The 14,330-nt window shown below is 71.2% G+C and carries 16 protein-coding genes; 7 read left to right on the top strand and 9 right to left on the bottom strand.

Annotated features, from left to right (window positions below; all coding sequences use genetic code 11):
* Nucleotides 1-6: 6 nt before the first annotated feature.
* Nucleotides 7-633 carry a DUF6758 family protein gene (locus ABGB14_RS25825; protein WP_347646398.1) on the bottom strand — a complete coding sequence of 209 codons (627 nt, stop codon included), beginning with the start codon at nt 631-633 and terminating at the stop codon, nt 7-9.
* Between the two features lie 74 nt (nt 634-707).
* Here ABGB14_RS25825 and ABGB14_RS25820 point away from each other — a divergent pair, with 74 nt between their 5' ends.
* Entirely contained in the window at nt 708-1,103 is a 396-nt protein-coding gene (locus tag ABGB14_RS25820) for an NUDIX hydrolase (RefSeq protein WP_347646397.1), read from the top strand.
* A 7-nt stretch (nt 1,104-1,110) separates the two neighbouring features.
* Here ABGB14_RS25820 and ABGB14_RS25815 read toward each other — a convergent pair whose 3' ends face one another.
* Both ABGB14_RS25815 and ABGB14_RS25810 read right to left on the bottom strand, forming a co-directional pair.
* A complete protein-coding gene (locus ABGB14_RS25815) occupies nt 1,111-4,065 on the bottom strand; it encodes a hypothetical protein (protein WP_347646396.1) in 2,955 nt (984 codons plus the stop codon).
* Between the two features lie 140 nt (nt 4,066-4,205).
* Nucleotides 4,206-5,192: a CPBP family intramembrane glutamic endopeptidase gene (locus ABGB14_RS25810; protein WP_347646395.1), complete on the bottom strand. Its 987-nt coding sequence runs from the start codon at nt 5,190-5,192 to the stop codon at nt 4,206-4,208.
* A gap of 98 nt (nt 5,193-5,290) precedes the next feature.
* On the opposite strand from ABGB14_RS25810, the gene ABGB14_RS25805 reads away from it, so the two are divergent.
* Both ABGB14_RS25805 and ABGB14_RS25800 read left to right on the top strand, forming a co-directional pair.
* Nucleotides 5,291-6,022 carry a hypothetical protein gene (locus tag ABGB14_RS25805; RefSeq protein ID WP_347646394.1) on the top strand — a complete coding sequence of 244 codons (732 nt, stop codon included), beginning with the start codon at nt 5,291-5,293 and terminating at the stop codon, nt 6,020-6,022.
* The gene (locus tag ABGB14_RS25800; RefSeq protein WP_347646393.1) at nt 6,019-6,564 is read left to right on the top strand and encodes a DUF6529 family protein; all 546 of its coding nucleotides are present in this window, start codon (nt 6,019-6,021) and stop codon (nt 6,562-6,564) included. Before ABGB14_RS25805 ends, ABGB14_RS25800 begins: the two co-directional genes overlap by 4 nt.
* Here the strand turns inward: ABGB14_RS25800 and ABGB14_RS25795 are convergent.
* On the bottom strand, nt 6,554-7,486 hold the full coding sequence (locus ABGB14_RS25795; RefSeq protein ID WP_347646392.1) for a CoA ester lyase: 933 nt from the start codon (nt 7,484-7,486) through the stop codon (nt 6,554-6,556). The genes ABGB14_RS25800 and ABGB14_RS25795 overlap by 11 nt on opposite strands.
* Nucleotides 7,487-7,536: 50 nt before the next feature.
* Here ABGB14_RS25795 and ABGB14_RS25790 point away from each other — a divergent pair, with 50 nt between their 5' ends.
* Complete coding sequence (locus ABGB14_RS25790; RefSeq protein ID WP_347646391.1) at nt 7,537-7,905, top strand: hypothetical protein; 369 nt, start codon at nt 7,537-7,539, stop codon at nt 7,903-7,905.
* Here ABGB14_RS25790 and ABGB14_RS25785 read toward each other — a convergent pair.
* Nucleotides 7,889-8,854, bottom strand: coding sequence for a DMT family transporter (locus ABGB14_RS25785; protein ID WP_347646390.1), 966 nt, complete (start codon nt 8,852-8,854; stop codon nt 7,889-7,891). The two genes, ABGB14_RS25790 and ABGB14_RS25785, sit on opposite strands and share 17 nt — an antisense overlap.
* 102 nt (nt 8,855-8,956) lie before the next feature.
* Here ABGB14_RS25785 and ABGB14_RS25780 point away from each other — a divergent pair, with 102 nt between their 5' ends.
* Both ABGB14_RS25780 and ABGB14_RS25775 read left to right on the top strand, forming a co-directional pair.
* A complete protein-coding gene (locus ABGB14_RS25780) occupies nt 8,957-10,159 on the top strand; it encodes a CBS domain-containing protein (RefSeq protein ID WP_347646466.1) in 1,203 nt (400 codons plus the stop codon).
* A complete protein-coding gene (locus tag ABGB14_RS25775; RefSeq protein WP_347646389.1) occupies nt 10,149-10,616 on the top strand; it encodes a DUF1003 domain-containing protein in 468 nt (155 codons plus the stop codon). Before ABGB14_RS25780 ends, ABGB14_RS25775 begins: the two co-directional genes overlap by 11 nt.
* Here ABGB14_RS25775 and ABGB14_RS25770 read toward each other — a convergent pair.
* Nucleotides 10,600-11,061 (bottom strand): MarR family transcriptional regulator, encoded by a 462-nt coding sequence (locus ABGB14_RS25770; RefSeq protein WP_347646388.1) that lies wholly within the window; start codon nt 11,059-11,061, stop codon nt 10,600-10,602. The two genes, ABGB14_RS25775 and ABGB14_RS25770, sit on opposite strands and share 17 nt — an antisense overlap.
* A 160-nt stretch (nt 11,062-11,221) precedes the next feature.
* Between ABGB14_RS25770 and ABGB14_RS25765 the strand changes: the two genes are divergently transcribed.
* Nucleotides 11,222-12,358, top strand: coding sequence for an Mrp/NBP35 family ATP-binding protein (locus ABGB14_RS25765; protein ID WP_347646387.1), 1,137 nt, complete (start codon nt 11,222-11,224; stop codon nt 12,356-12,358).
* A 33-nt stretch (nt 12,359-12,391) separates the two neighbouring features.
* Here ABGB14_RS25765 and ABGB14_RS25760 read toward each other — a convergent pair whose 3' ends face one another.
* The 3 genes from ABGB14_RS25760 to ABGB14_RS25750 form a co-directional block, all read right to left on the bottom strand.
* Nucleotides 12,392-13,006 carry an NAD(P)H-binding protein gene (locus ABGB14_RS25760; protein WP_347646386.1) on the bottom strand — a complete coding sequence of 205 codons (615 nt, stop codon included), beginning with the start codon at nt 13,004-13,006 and terminating at the stop codon, nt 12,392-12,394.
* Nucleotides 13,003-13,470: a MarR family transcriptional regulator gene (locus ABGB14_RS25755; RefSeq protein WP_347646385.1), complete on the bottom strand. Its 468-nt coding sequence runs from the start codon at nt 13,468-13,470 to the stop codon at nt 13,003-13,005. The genes ABGB14_RS25760 and ABGB14_RS25755 overlap by 4 nt, the downstream gene beginning before the upstream one ends.
* Before the next feature lie 159 nt (nt 13,471-13,629).
* A complete protein-coding gene (locus ABGB14_RS25750; RefSeq protein ID WP_347646384.1) occupies nt 13,630-13,992 on the bottom strand; it encodes a sec-independent translocase in 363 nt (120 codons plus the stop codon).
* Nucleotides 13,993-14,330 lie beyond the last annotated feature (338 nt).

Below are 14,330 nucleotides of genomic sequence, written 5' to 3'. Positions count from 1 at the left end.
CCCGTCCTACTCCTCGAGCCGGGGAGAGAACGCACCGAAAGGGACATCCAGGTCGTGATCCCGCGCGTCGATCAGCGACAGCTCGGTCAGCGCGATGAGGCAGCCGGCGTCGGCCGGCCAGGCGATCGTCCACAACCAGTTGCCGAGCGCCTCGCCGGCGTAGACCGCCCGGTCGGCCTGCCCGTTCACGCACCACATGGCGGTGGGATGGCCGAGCACCTGGATCTTGGCGTTCGGCGGGCCGGCGTCGAACCCCGAGCCCGGGTCGGGGCCGTCGAGGCCGGCGAACGCCGCGCCCAGCCCGATGCCCGGCTCCTCCGCGATCACGAGCAGGTCGGCGGGCCCTTCCATGAGCGACGGCCCGCTCAGCGCGACCACGCTGGCGCGACCGCCGGTGCGCTGGTCGCCCACCTCGCCGAAACCGGTCACCAGCCAGCCGGCCGGCAACGGCCATGGCAGCCACACGGGAACCACGGAGCTCTTGCGGATCGCCTCCAGCGCCGTGCTGGTCGGCGGCCATGGAGGCTGATAGGGCAGGACATCCCCGTGCGTGTCGCATCGATACGCACTCGACCAGGCGCTCGGCTCGTGAAGCCGGCCAGAACATCGTGGGCAGGTTGCAGCCGCTCTCACAGCTACCCACGGTGCTTCCTTCTGCGGCGTTGCGTCAAGGGCGGTTCTCGTTATCTCGTCGTAATCTTGGTCATGTGCGCGTAAATTGTATTGGGGCGATAGTTTTTGATGCCTTTGACCGAATTCTCCTTGTGCAGCGGGGGCATCCGCCCGGCATGGGCCTGTGGTCCATCCCCGGCGGCAGGCTGGAGCCCGGCGAGACCGACGCCGCGGGACTGCGGCGCGAGGTCCTTGAGGAGACGGGGCTGCACGTGGAGGTGGGCCGCCTGGCCGGCGCGGTTGAGCGCCCCGGACCCGGCGGGGTCACGTACGTGATCCGCGACTATCTCGCGGCCGTCACCGGCGGAACCCCCGCGGCCGGTGACGACGCCGCGGACGTGCGGTGGTGCGGCATGGACGAGCTGGCCCGGCTGCCGCTCACCGAAGGACTGCTCGACACGCTGACGGGCTGGGGCGTGTTGCCGCGCTAGCCGGCTCCTACCTGCTGGCGGACAGGCTGGAGGTCCAAAGGATCAGATGGTCGGCGTTGTACGTCGTCGACCGGCCGAGGGCCACCACCTCCGCCCCTGAGGCGTCGACACGCGAGACCGCCACCGCCGACAACCACTGCATGCCCTGCCCCGCCAGCCTGTCCTTCGTCAGCTCCATCCGGTTCCACGACAACCCGTCCTGCGAGGTCCAGGCCGCGCTGTCGCCCTCACCGGGCGCGCCGTGCCAGCCGACCGCCACCAGGCCCTCATCGGCCGCCGCCAGGTCATAGACCGCCGCCGCCTGCTCCGCGGGCAGCCAGGCCGTACGCCACGTGGCGCCGTCGTCGTCGGAGGCGGCCGCGAACGCCCGCCGCGCGCCGTCCACCAGCGCCGTGCCGATCGCCACCAGCTTGCCCTGGTACGCCGTGACCCGCCGCAGCCCCGCCGAGGTGGCGCCGGGCGGGGACACCGCGTCGCGAGCGGTCCAGTTGACGCCGTCGTCGGAGTGCCACACGACGCTGTTCTCCTGCTCGGCGGCGCCCGAGCCGCCCACAGCCACGAAGCCGTCGGAACTGGCGACCGCGTCGTGGACCCGCACGCCGGAGCCGCCGTGCGGCAACTTCTCCGATCTGGTGAACTTGCGCAGGTCAGGGGTGAACCAGATGGCCGTGCTCGACACGCCCGCCTGGTCCTTGGACTCGCCCACCAGGACATACCCCTGCTTGCCTGCCGTCACCACGTGCGTCGTCAGCGAGGGGTGGTCCTTGTCGCGGGCCAGGTCGCCGGAGACGTCGAGCCTCTTCCAGCTCTCGCCGTCGGCGGAGGTGACGAGGAGGGGGTCGGTGACGGCCACGTTCGTCTCGGTGGCGCCGACCGCCAGCCAGCCCCGCTCCCCATGCGTGACGTCCTCCAGCGACTGCCTGCCCGGCCCGCCGAGGCTCATCGATTTCCAGCTCTGCCAGTTCTTGATCGTCCACAGGCCGGCGTCGCCGGACGCCGAGCCGACGGCGACGTACCTGCCGGAGAAGCTGGCCAGCGCGGTCGTCTCGCGCGCGATCCGCGACAGGCCCTCGACCTCGCCGAGCTTGACGCGCGCCGCCGCACCGCGCGGAGGCGCGGCCATGAGCACGAGCTGGTTGTCGACGTCGGACGCCGCCTGGTCGCCGCCGGCGAACAGGGTGCCGCTGTCGGAGATCGTGAACCCGCGCAGGGTCGAGCCCCGCAGGTCCGCGAAGTCGGCCCGCTTGTCCCAGTCGCGGGCGTTCGTACTGGTCAGCACGGTGTACCTGCCGAGGCCGGCCTGCGTGATCGCCGCGACGCCGGACTTGTAGGAGATCAGCGACTCCACGCCGGGGCTCTCGCCGCTCAGGCCGCCGATGGTGCCGCACTGCTTCCACTGCGCCCCTGTCGGCGAGCAGTAGACGCGTACGTCACCCGTGACCGTGCGCTGCCGCGTCGGCACCAGGACGAACTGCTTGGGCAGCAGGCCCAGCGTCCCGGTGCGCGGCACGGCCTCGGGGAGCTGGAAGCCGGTCGCCTGCCAGTGACGGCCGCCGTCAGCCGAGCGCAGCACCCGCGATCCCTCGCCGACCGCGGGTTGCCCGACGGCCACGACGGTGTCGCCCCTGGCCACCACGGCTCTGATCTCGCCCACTTCCAGCCCTCTGGTCTCGACGCGCTCCCACCTGGCGCCGTCGTCCGAGCGCCAGGCCGCGGGCCCGGACCCGCCGTCCTCCCCCGTCGTACGCCCCACCGCGACGAACCCCGAGGCCGTCCGCGCGATGTCGTGAATGTGGTCACCGGCCCGGAACGCGGCCCCGCCCGGCTGCTCCACGGCCGTCCAGCTGAACCCGTCGGTGCTGGTCCACAGGCCGCGCTCGCCCGCCAGGCCGTCGCCGCCGCTGGCCAGCCACCGCCCGTCGCCGCCCACAACCCGCTGGACCGTGGGCGAGGAGACGCCGTTCACCTGCCCGAGCTGCCAGGTCTTGCCTGCGTCCGGCGAGAACAGGAACAGCGGGCGCGGCGTGGGGCTCGTCGTGTCGCTGCCGACCGCCACCACCGCCCGGCCCGCCGAGGCCATGTCGTTGAGCTTCTGGTTGACGCCGTCGCCCGCGGCGGCCACGGTGAACAACTCGTCGCCCGAACGCCCGGTGCCCGCCTCCAGGCGCAGGCCGGGGGCCTCGTCGCCGCTCCACTGCCACACGAGCACGCCGGCGGCCACCAGGACCGCCGCGGCCACTGACAGGACGATGGGGGTCGCCCTGCTGCCGCGGCGCATGGGGCCCGCCCTGCGGACGGCGGCCGGCGCCGGGCCCCTGTGGTGCCTGCCGCTCGACCCCTGCGGGCGGGGCGGTCCGGTGGCGACCAGGAGGTCGGGGCGTGTGGGACGTCCCGACGGCGGCCGTCCGACGCGCCGCACCTCCGGCTCGCCCTCCTCCGGGTGCTCCTCCCGCGGCTCGGGCACCGGCTCGGCGTCGGGGGGCTCCTCGACGGGGTAGACCCGGACGTACGGGGGGATGCGGGTGCCCTGGAACGCCTCCGCCTCCGCCTCCTCCTCGACGGCGTCCGGCTCCGGTTCGGAGGGCGGGCCGCCCGCCACGAGCTTGTCGGGGCGGTTGACGACGCGGCGTGGGCGGCGGCGCGGCTCCACCTCGGAATCCACTGTCGGCGAGCTGTACGGCCGGCGCCCCTTGGGCGGTTCCTGCGGCTCGTCCTCCGGGACGGGAGCGGCGAACGGCGGCATGTCCCACGGTGATGCCAGCGGTAATCCCCTGGCCCGGTCGTCGGTGGGCCCCGGCGGCGCATGGCTGATCCTGGGCTCTTCAGAAGATTGCGGTTCCGACGCCCCCTCAGAACGCGGGTCGTCGTCACCCGGCGGTCGCCGTGGCGGTTCGCTGGGGCCGGAGGCCACGCGCCGTACCTCCTCGTCGAACGTGTCGTACGGGTGGAACTCGTCGATCAATCGGGTCGTGTCCGGGCATGGGAACGGTCGAAACGACTACCTCCGGGAAACCCTCGCCGTCCCCACAGGATCCAGACCAGCATGACTCGGCCGGAATAGCGAGACCTCTCTAGCGAGATTCCCGGCACCCCGTGCCTGATTTATCCAGAAACAGTGCTTATTGACCGCTTTTTGGCTAGATGCAACACACCGCCCGCGTAAACCGCGAGCTGCACCGCGGTACCCAGCAGCGCCTGCCAGGGCACCGGCACGTTCGGCTGGTCGAGGGCCTCCTCCAGGCTGCCGGCCGCCGCGCTCAGCCCGAAGGCGAGCACGTTGTTCATGACGTGCAACCCGATCGCCGCCTCCAGACCCCCCGTCCGCACCGTCAGCCATCCCATCACCGCCCCGAACACGAACACGTCGACCAGCCCGGCCGGCTGATACCCGTGCAACGACGCGAACAACGCCGCCCCGATGAGGATCGACCAGATCGGATTGCGCACATGCGCGCCCACCGCCTGCACGAACCAGCCGCGGAAGACGTACTCCTCGGCGGCCGCCTGGAAGGGCACCAGCAGCACGATCACGATCAACGCCGGCAGGAAACCCTCCCAACCGGCCCAGCCGAACATCTCGCTGCTCTCGCCCGAGGCCGACATGACCAGCAACTGCGTGCCCTGGCCGGCCGCCAGCGCCAGGACCGCCAGCCCCGCGCAGCGCGCCATCCAGGACCAGCGCAGCCGCCCGGCCACGGACGAGACCGTGCCGGGGCGGCGGCGCTGGATGAGCGCCACAGTGCCGAGCACGAGCAGGATCATCGGCGCGAGCGACAGCAGCAGGACCACCAGAGCGAACTCCGGATTGCCGGAAAGCTGCCCGCTGGGCTCGATCGTGAACGGGATGCCGGCCAGCAGCGACACCAGCATGCCCGCGAACACCACCACCAGGCCGAGCGTGAAGAACCCCGCGGCGATGACGAGCGTCCCGACGATCGCCCGCCACGGATGGGACGCGGCGGTCCTGGCCATGTGGTCGTAGCGGGCCCCACGCGGTGTCGGCAGGAACCAGGGCTGGCGTCGGGGCGGGTACGGGTAGCCCGGCGGCGGCGCGCCGTACGGGAACTGTGGCCCTGGGTTTTCCTGCATCCATCCATTCTGTCCGCTTGGTGAGCATTAGTTCACAGACGGCGCGCTCTTTTAGGCGGATGCTCGGGATCGTAGGCATTCGAACCTGGGAGCAGTCCATGTCAAGGCTGGGACCTGTCATCACCCTCGCGGCAGGCGCGGTGCTCGCCGCGGGACTCGGTGTCGCCAGCATCAACGCGGCACCCGCGGCCGACAACACGGCCGCGAACACAGCCGCGGAGGCGCCCTCCGCAGAGGAGACCACCCCCGCGCAGGAGAACACCACGGAGTCGCCTCCCGCGGCGACGAACACCGCGCAGCCCTCCCCCTCACCCTCCCGCACCGAGCCCAAGAAGATCACCAGGGCCGACTACGGCGGGCGCGTCAAGGGCAACGGCGGCCTCATCGCCCTCTCGATCAGGAACGGCAAGGCCATCGGCTATTTCTGCGACGGAAGGACCGAGGCCTGGTTCAAGGGCAAGGAGTCGGCGGGCGAGCTGTCGCTGACCGGCTTCGGCAGCGCCAAGGTCACGGCCGCGCTGGGAGGCGGCAAGGCCAGGGGCACGGTCGCCCTCGGCGGCGAGAAGTGGAGCTTCGTCGCGCCCACGGTCGTCAAGCCGTCGGGCCTCTACCGCGCCACCGCGATCGTCAGGGGCGCCAAGCTCAGGGCGGGCTGGATCGTCCTGAAGAACCCGCAGGGCGGCTTCACCCAGGTCGGCGCCGCCGTCCTCGGCGAGGAGCAGCTCGACATCCCGCGGCTGGACGGCGAGCGGCCCACCACCCCCCTCACCGTGGACGACACCACGGTCTACCCCAAGGACGTCGACGGCTTCATCGAGGAGATGTCATGACAGCCATCCACCAGCGGCCCTCCCGCAGCCTGACCCCGCTGCTGTGGCCGCTGATCGCCGGAGGGCTGGTCGTGGTCGCGCTCGGCGTCTTCGGGCGGGCCCACACGCCCACCGGGTTCGCGGTCGGCGTGGCCGGCTTCTCCGCCGCGCTGTCGATGAAGGTCTGGCTCACCACGGGCGCGTTCGTCCTGGCGATCGTGCAGGTGGTCTCGGCCCTGTCGATGTGGGGCAGGCTCGGCGTCACCGTCCCGCCCGGCGTGCACCGCTGGTCGGGCCGGATCGCCTTCCTGTTGACGATCCCCGTCGCCTTCCACTGCCTCTATGCCCTGGGCCTGCAGTACGACGTGCCCAGGGTGCTGGTGCACTCGCTGCTCGGCTGCTTCTTCTACGGGGTGTTCACCGCGAAGATGCTCGCCCTGCCCAAGCGCGGCGCGCCGGGCTGGACGCTGCCGGTGCTCGGCGGGGCGGCGTTCACGGTGCTCGTCGGGCTCTGGCTGACCTCGTCGTTCTGGTTCTTCACCGCCATCGGCTTCAAGGTGTGAAGGAGGTCGTACGGGTCAGCCCGGCGGCCCGCCCCTTGGCCGCCACGACGAGCGCCATCTTGCGGGAGGCCTCGTCGATCATCTCGTCGCCCAGCATGACCGCGCCGCGCTTCTCGACCGTGGTGTAGTAGTCGTACGCCTCCAAGATGAGCTCGGCGTGGTCATAGTCCTCCTGCGCCGGCGAGAACACCTCGTTGGCCGCGTCGACCTGGGAGGGATGCAGCACCCACTTGCCGTCGAACCCGAGCGCGGCCGCCCTGCGCGCCACCTTCACGAAGCCCTCGACGTCCTTGATCTGCAGGTAGGGGCCGTCGATCACCTGCAGGTCGTGCATCCTGGCCGCCATGAGCAGGCGCATGAGGATGTAGTGGTAGGCGTCGCCCTCGACGTAGCCGGGCGGCTGCTCGCCGACGACGAGCGTGCGCATGTTGATCGAGGCCATGAAGTCGGCCGGGCCGAAGACCAGCGTCTCCAGCCGCCGCGACGACCCCGCGATGGCGTCGACGTTGACCAGCCCGCGCGCGTTCTCGATCTGCGCCTCGATGCCGATGCGGCCCACCTCGTGGCCCATGGCCTTCTCGATCTGGGTGAGCAGCGTGTCGAGCCAGACGACCTCGGTGGAGTCCTGGACCTTGGGCAGCATCAGGCAGTCGACGAACTCCCCCGCGCCCTCGACGACCTCGATCACGTCGCGGTAGGTCCACTGGGTGGTGAGGTCGTTGACCCGGACCACCCGCGTCTTGCCCGACCAGTCGCCCTCGCGCAACGCGGTCACGATGTTCTTGCGCGCCTCCTCCTTGGCCTGGGGCGCGACGGAGTCCTCCAGGTCGAGGAAGACCTCGTCGACGGGCAGGGTCTGGGCCTTGTCGAGGAAACGGGGGTTGCTGCCTGGCACGGCGAGCACCGAACGACGGGAGCGCATGCGCACACGGTACTCGTCCGCGGCCCCGGCTCGGCCGTACAGTCGGAGCTGTGAGCGACAACACCTCTGCGATCCAAGAGGGCGCGAAGAAGTCGGGCATCCTCTGGCTCACCCTCGACCGCCCGCGGCTGGCCTGGCACTCCTGGCACGACGGCGCGATCTACGTCGTGACGGGCGGCGAGGAGCAGCAGTTGCCCGGTCTCGACCGGCTCGACCGGGTCCGTGTCACGCTGCGCAGCAAGGACAACGGAGCCAGGCTGGTGGAGTTCGACGCCGCGGTGTCGGTCGTCGACCAGGCCTCGGACGCCGACGCCGTGGCGGTGCTGGCGAAGGAGCGGCTCAACGCCCGCGACGGCGAGGGCCTCACCGAGCGCTGGGCCCGCGAGTGCACCGTCGTGCGCCTCACCCCGGAGCGGTGACCGCGGCCGGTTCCTCGATGACCTGGGGTTCGGGCTCCTCCGAGGGCTGGGCGGAGGCGGTGGCGGTCTGAGCGAGCAGCGCACCCGAGAGCACGATCAGCCCTCCCACGATCTGGAACACGCCGAGCGTCTCCCCGACCAGCGCCCAGGCCACCACCGCGCCCGCGATGACCTCCAGGGACGCCACCGTGGCTCCCACGGCGGCCGACAACCGCCGCACGGCGTACATGCTCAGGATGTACGCCATCGAGGTCGCGACGACCGCCATGCAGAGGTAGGCCCCGATCACCGGCAGCGTGACGGCGCCCTCCGGGGTGGCGGAGACCGTGAAGGCCTCCCATGGGATGTTCCAGGGCTGCGAGACCGGGATCAGCAGGACGGCAGCGCCCAGCAGACCCCACGCGATCAGGCCCAGCGGGTCGATGTCGTCGCCGAAGCCATCGCACATCAGGAAATATCCGGCGCAGCACGCCCCGGCCAGCAGGCCGAGCAGCAGGCCCAGCGCATCGATCCGCAGCCCCTGCCAGGCCTCGACCACGATCGCGAGGCCCACGACCGCCACGACCGCTCCGACGTACGCGGCCCGGGCGAGCCTGATCCTGCGCACGACCCGCACCCAGGCCACCACCATCACCGGCGCCATGAACTCCAGCAGCAGCGCGACCCCCACCGGCAGCCTGGTGATGGCCACGAAGTACAGCGACTGCACGCCCGCGACGCCCATGAGCGCGTAAAGGCCGAAGAACGGCAGTTTGGACCGGGCGATCCGCAGCGCGCTCGGCCTCACCACGGCGAGCACGGCCACCAGCAGCAGCCCCGCCCCCGCCATCCGCGTCCAGACGGCCTCCATCGGCGCCAGCCCGGCAGCGATGAGGTATTTGGCCATCGGCCCGGCGAACGCGAAACACCACGACCCCACGAACGCGAGCGCCAGCCCCGCATACCTCATCGCACACCATCCGAACCGTAATGACCGTTAAGCGGGTTTGATACTGACACGTCCGGCGTACGGGGCGCAACGGGATAGCCCTGTTAGCCTGGCCACGTGCAGATCTTCGTGGGCCGGCTGCAGGGCACCCCGGTCTTCGACCCCGCCGGCGACCAGATCGGCCGGGTGCGCGACGTCGTGGCGGGCCTGCGCCTCACCCGCCGGCCCAACGTGCACGGCCTGGTGGTCGAGGTGCAGCCGCGCCGCCGGGTCTTTCTGCCCATCACCCGCGTACGCCGCATCGAGGCCGGCGCCGTGGTCTTCACCGGCCGGCTCAACATGCGCAGGTTCGAGCAGCGGGCCACGGAGACACTGGCCATCGGCGAGATGCTCGACCTCACCGTGACCTGCGACGACCAGCCGATGACCGTCTACGACGTGGCCATGGAGGAGGTCAAGCCGTCCACGTGGGAGATCACCAAGGTCGCACTCCACCGGGGCCGCCGGCGCGACCTGCGGATCGTCGACTGGACCGAGGTGACCGGGTTCGACACGCTGCAGAAGGACCAGGGGGCCGCCGGTCTGATCGCCGCGTTCGAGTCGCTGAGGGCCGCCGACATGGCCAGCGCGCTGCACGGGCTGCCGACCAAGCGCCGCGTCGAGATCGCCCGCGCGCTCAACGACGACCGGCTGGCCGACGTGCTGGAGGAGCTCCCGCCCGCCGACCAGATCGGCATCCTCGGCACGCTGGAGCCCGAGCGGGCCGCCATCGTGCTGGAGGAGATGGCGCCCGACGACGCCGCCGACCTGCTGCACGACCTGCCTCAGGAGCAGGCGGCCAGGCTGCTGGCGCTGATGGAGCCGGAAGAGGCCGCCCCGGTGCGGCGCCTGCTGACCTACCCCGTCGACAGCGCGGGCGGCGTGATGACCAGCGAGCCGGTGATCCTGCCGCCCACCTCCACGGTGGCCGAGGCCCTCGCCCACATCCGCCAGCAGGATCTGACGCCGGCCGTCGCGGCGCAGGTCTACGTCACCAGGCCGCCCACGGAGACGCCGACGGGCACCTACCTGGGCGTCTCGCACTTCCAGCGGCTGCTGCGCGAGCCGCCGTCCACGATTCTCGGCGGCGTGCTCGACCCCTCGATCGACCCCATCAAACCGGAGTTCACGCTGCGCGAGGTCACCTCCTACCTGGCCAACTACAACCTCGTGGCCGCCCCGGTCGTGGACGAGTTCGGCCGGCTCGTCGGCGCGGTGACCGTCGACGACGTGCTCGACCACCTTCTTCCCGAAGACTGGCGCGAAGGGGCCGACCATGACGTCTGAACGCCTCGACCAGCCCCGTGACCTGCGGCGGTCGTTGCGGCCGCACTATGACCCCGAGGCCTTCGGGCGGCTGTCGGAGCGGATCGCCCGTTTCCTGGGCACCGCCCGGTTCATCGTCTACATGACCGTCTTCGTGGCGACCTGGGTGACCTGGAACGTGGCCGCACCCGATCACCTGAAGTTCGACCCCTACCCGTTCATCTTCCTCACGCTGATGTTGTCACTGCAGGCCAGCTATGCCGCGCCGCTGATCCTGCTGGCCCAGAACCGCCAGGACGACCGCGACCGCATCCAGTACGAGCAGGACCGCGAGACGGCCGAGCGCAACCAGGCGGAGATCGAATATCTGACCCGCGAGATCGCCGGGCTCCGCCTGGCCCTGAACGAGGTGGCCACCCGCGACTATCTGCGCTCCGAGCTCGGGCGCCTGCTGGAGGAGCTCAGGGAGCGCCGGTGATGTCGAGCTTGGCGAGCATCGACCGCACCTCGCCGATCTCGTCAGGGCCCAGCATGTCGAGGAACTGGGTCCTGATGCCGCGCAGGTAGGTCGGCGTCGCCTCGGCCAGCCTGGCCTCCCCGCGCTCGGTCAGCACCGCGAACAGCCCGCGCGCGTCGTCGGCGCAGGCCTCCCTCGCCACCAGGCCGTCGCGCTGCAGCCGGTCGATGAGCCTGGTCAGCCCGCTGCGGGAGAGCAGCACGCGCTCGGCGAGATCGTTCATGCGCAACCGCCGCTCCGGCGCCTCGGCCAGCTGCATGAGCACGTCGTACGACGCCAGCGGCAGGTCGTGGGCGACCAGCAGCTCCGCCTCCAGGTGACGGGTGATGCGCACCTGGGCCCGCTGCAACATCCGCCAGACCGCCAGCTCGTCGGCGGTGAGGCCTTCGTGGCGCAGAAGAGTCACGGAGTAACCTTAAGACGTTGTTGCACGAACATCTAACAGCCCGGATTAACCCAGCGAGGCCGCCGGTTCATACGATGGAGGGGCATCCTCACTGGCGTCCAGCGCCTGTCACACATATACCGACAAAGGAGGGACGGCACTCCCTCGTGCCGAGACTTCGATGGCACTAACCCAGGAAACCGTGACGGCCGCTCTCGCCACCGTCATCGACCCCGAGATCCGCCGCCCGATCACGGACCTCGGCATGGTCAAGAGCATCGAGATCGCTTCCGGCGGCGCGGTGCGCGTCGGCGTCTACCTCACGGTGGCCGGCTGTCCGATGAAGGACACCATCCGCCGCGACGTGAAGAACGCCGTCGCCAAGCTCGACGGCGTGACAGACGTGCAGCTCGAGCTCGACGTGATGAGCACCGAGCAGCGCAAGGCCCTGCAGACCAAGCTGAGAGGCGACCGGGGCCCGGAGAAGGAGATCCCCTTCAACCAGCCCGGCTCGCTGACCCGCGTCTTCGCGGTGGCCAGCGGCAAGGGCGGGGTCGGCAAGTCGTCCGTCACCGTCAACCTGGCCGCCTCCATGGCCTCGAGCGGCCTCAAGGTCGGCATCGTCGACGCCGACATCTACGGCCACAGCGTGCCCCGCATGCTGGGCGCCGCCGAGAAGCCCACCAAGGTCGAAGACATGATCATGCCGCCGGTGGCCCACGACATCAAGGTCATCTCGGTCGGCATGTTCAAGCCGGAGGGCAACACGGCGGTGGTGTGGCGCGGGCCGATGCTCGACCGGGCCCTGCACCAGTTCCTCGCCGACGTCTACTGGGGCGACCTCGACGTGCTCCTGCTCGACCTGCCCCCGGGCACCGGCGACATCGCCATCTCGGTGGCGCAGCGGCTGCCGTCGGCGGAGATCCTGGTCGTGACGACGCCCCAGATGGCCGCCGCCGAGGTGGCCGAGCGCGCCGGCTCCATCGCCGCGCAGACGCACCAGCAGATCGCCGGCGTCATCGAGAACATGGCGTGGCTGCCGTGCCCCCACTGCGACGAGCGCATCGCGGTGTTCGGCGAGGGCGGCGGCCAGACGGTCGCCGACGCGCTGACCCGCACCCTCGGCGCCAGGGTGCCGCTGCTCGGCCAGGTGCCGATCGACCTGCGGCTGCGCGAGGGCGGCGACGAGGGCAAGCCCCTGGTCCTGACCGACCCCGACTCGCCGGCCGCCGCGGAGCTGCGCTCGATCGCCGGCGCCCTGAGCAAGCGCTCCTCGAGCCTCAAGGGCCTCCAGCTCGGCCTCGCGCCCCGCGGCTGACCCGCGACCCCGCCGCCCGGCCCGCGCCTGAGCTCACGAACCGCTGACGTTGAGCGCGGACCGGGCCGTCTGGGAGTCCTCGGCGAGGTCGAGGAGCATGGCGGCGGTGTCGGCTCGGCTGTGCGGGCGGGGCTTCGCCAGGAGGCCGGTGCCGGTGGTGATGGCGCCGGTCGCGGGCCTGTCGACGAGCCGGTTCAGGCGGGCGATGGTCCAGTCGAGGTCGGCTGCGGAGACGATCCGCTCCATCCGGGACACGTCGGCGTACGGCGTGGCCAGGACGCGGCGCAGAATCCAGATCGGCACGCGGGGCCGCACGCCCACAATGGGATAGGCGCTGACGACGACCAGCCGGCGGACACCGGCGTCGGCCATGGCGGTGATGAGCACACGCGCCGACTCGGCCGCCAGGTGGGGGTCGCGGCGGCCGCCACCGGGCAGCAGCGAGATCACCGCGTCGACGCCTTCGAGGGCCGCGCGCACCGTGTACAGGTCGCGGCCGTCGTTGTGCACGATCCCCGCCGGCGCAGCGACCGCGTCCAGCGCGTCAGGCCGTCGGGTGAACGCGACGACGTGGTGACCGCGCCGCCGCGCCTCTGCCAGCAGGCACAGCCCGGTGCGGCTGGTCGCGCCCAGAACCACGATCTTCATGATGGCTTCTCCTGGTCGAGGTGGTGGAGCAGGGTCAGCAGCAGGCCATGCAGGGCGGCGGTGTCGTCACTGGATCTTCCGCCGAACGGAGCGAGCATGCGCTCGTCGAGCGCCACGACCTTCTGCCGGGCGGCCCCGACGAGCTCGGCTCCCGCGCCGGTGAGGATGAGACGGACGGCCCTGGTGTCGTCGGGGTCGTCCTGACGCTCGATGAGCCCGGCCTGTTCCAGCGTGCGAGCGAGCTTGGAGACGTACATCGGTTCCAGGCCGGCGAAGTCGGCGAGCCGGCGCTGGGAAGGTGACGCCCCGTTACGCGACAGCTCACACAGGGCCGCCAGCAGGCCGTACTGCGCGTTGGTCAGCCCCAAGGGGGCCAGCGCCCGGTCGAGCGCGGTCCTGCAGCGCAACGCCACCTGCCAGAGCAGCCATCCGGTCGAGGGCACCTGCTCCCGTTCGAGATCCACGTCAAGTAGTAAACTCTATTACTATAACCATGGCAACTATTTGCCCGGCACGGGTTGCCGCAATCACCGCTGAAAAGCACGCCGGCCACGGCCGGCGCAAGGGCGCGACCGTCGCCGCCGAGCGGGATCGCCCGGGGCGGCCGGCGTCACCCGGTGCCGTCAGGTGGCCTCGGAGTCATAAGGGGGGAGCTCGCCGTAGCCGAGCTCGTCCACCGGGTCGGGTGTGGCGGGGGCCGTGGACGCCGGCTCCAGCTCGCGCGGCTTGTTGTTCCAGTCGTCCTCGATGTCGTCGAGGAGATGTTTGCGGACGAACGTGCGCGGGTTGAGGTCGGCGGGGTCGAAGTTCGAGAACTCCGGGCCCAGCCCGGCACGCAGGTCGTCGCGCGCGTTGGTGGCCATGCGCCGCAGGTTTCGCAGCGTCCGGCCCGCCTGCGAGGCGGCCTGAGGCAGTTTGTCGGGGCCGAAGACGAGCAGCGCGATGACGATCAGCGCCGCGAATTCCCCCCACCCGAGTCCGAACACCGTGAGCTCCTACCGCAGTCCAACCTCTCCGAGGACAACCCCGGCCTATCCACAGACTAAGGGCTCTCCGGCGTAGGTCGGTCGCCGCCCCATGGTCATTTCTGCTGCGAATCCCGTGCCCAGCCGCCCGATCCGCTCCCGCGCGCAGCCGCCCGGTCCGCCACTTGCCCCCGCCACTTGCCCACGGACCAACACCCGCGGCCCGGAACACCCGCACACCGCGCGAACAGCCGGGCCGCCACCCCGCACACGAACCACCGCGCGCGGACCGGGGTGCCTGGTCACCACGCGGACGGCCGAGCCCGGTTCGTTACGGCGGCACGGCGGGGAAGCCGGTG

The organism is Nonomuraea sp. B10E15 (assembly GCF_039871615.1).
Taxonomy (GTDB): Bacteria; Actinomycetota; Actinomycetes; order Streptosporangiales; family Streptosporangiaceae; genus Nonomuraea.
Note: the sequence above shows the minus strand (reverse complement) of the source record. Positions and strands in the feature narration are given on the sequence as shown.

What these genes read in the sequence shown, in the direction of transcription:
- ABGB14_RS25805 (WP_347646394.1), top strand. Translation starts at nt 5,291, where the DNA reads ATGTCAAGGCTGGGACCTGTCATCACCCTCGCGGCAGGCGCGGTGCTC.
- ABGB14_RS25795 (WP_347646392.1), bottom strand. Translation starts at nt 7,486, where the DNA reads ATGCGCTCCCGTCGTTCGGTGCTCGCCGTGCCAGGCAGCAACCCCCGT.
- ABGB14_RS25765 (WP_347646387.1), top strand. Translation starts at nt 11,222, where the DNA reads ATGGCACTAACCCAGGAAACCGTGACGGCCGCTCTCGCCACCGTCATC.
- ABGB14_RS25760 (WP_347646386.1), bottom strand. Translation starts at nt 13,006, where the DNA reads ATGAAGATCGTGGTTCTGGGCGCGACCAGCCGCACCGGGCTGTGCCTG.
- ABGB14_RS25800 (WP_347646393.1), top strand. Translation starts at nt 6,019, where the DNA reads ATGACAGCCATCCACCAGCGGCCCTCCCGCAGCCTGACCCCGCTGCTG.
- ABGB14_RS25785 (WP_347646390.1), bottom strand. Translation starts at nt 8,854, where the DNA reads ATGAGGTATGCGGGGCTGGCGCTCGCGTTCGTGGGGTCGTGGTGTTTC.
- ABGB14_RS25810 (WP_347646395.1), bottom strand. Translation starts at nt 5,192, where the DNA reads ATGCAGGAAAACCCAGGGCCACAGTTCCCGTACGGCGCGCCGCCGCCG.
- ABGB14_RS25775 (WP_347646389.1), top strand. Translation starts at nt 10,149, where the DNA reads ATGACGTCTGAACGCCTCGACCAGCCCCGTGACCTGCGGCGGTCGTTG.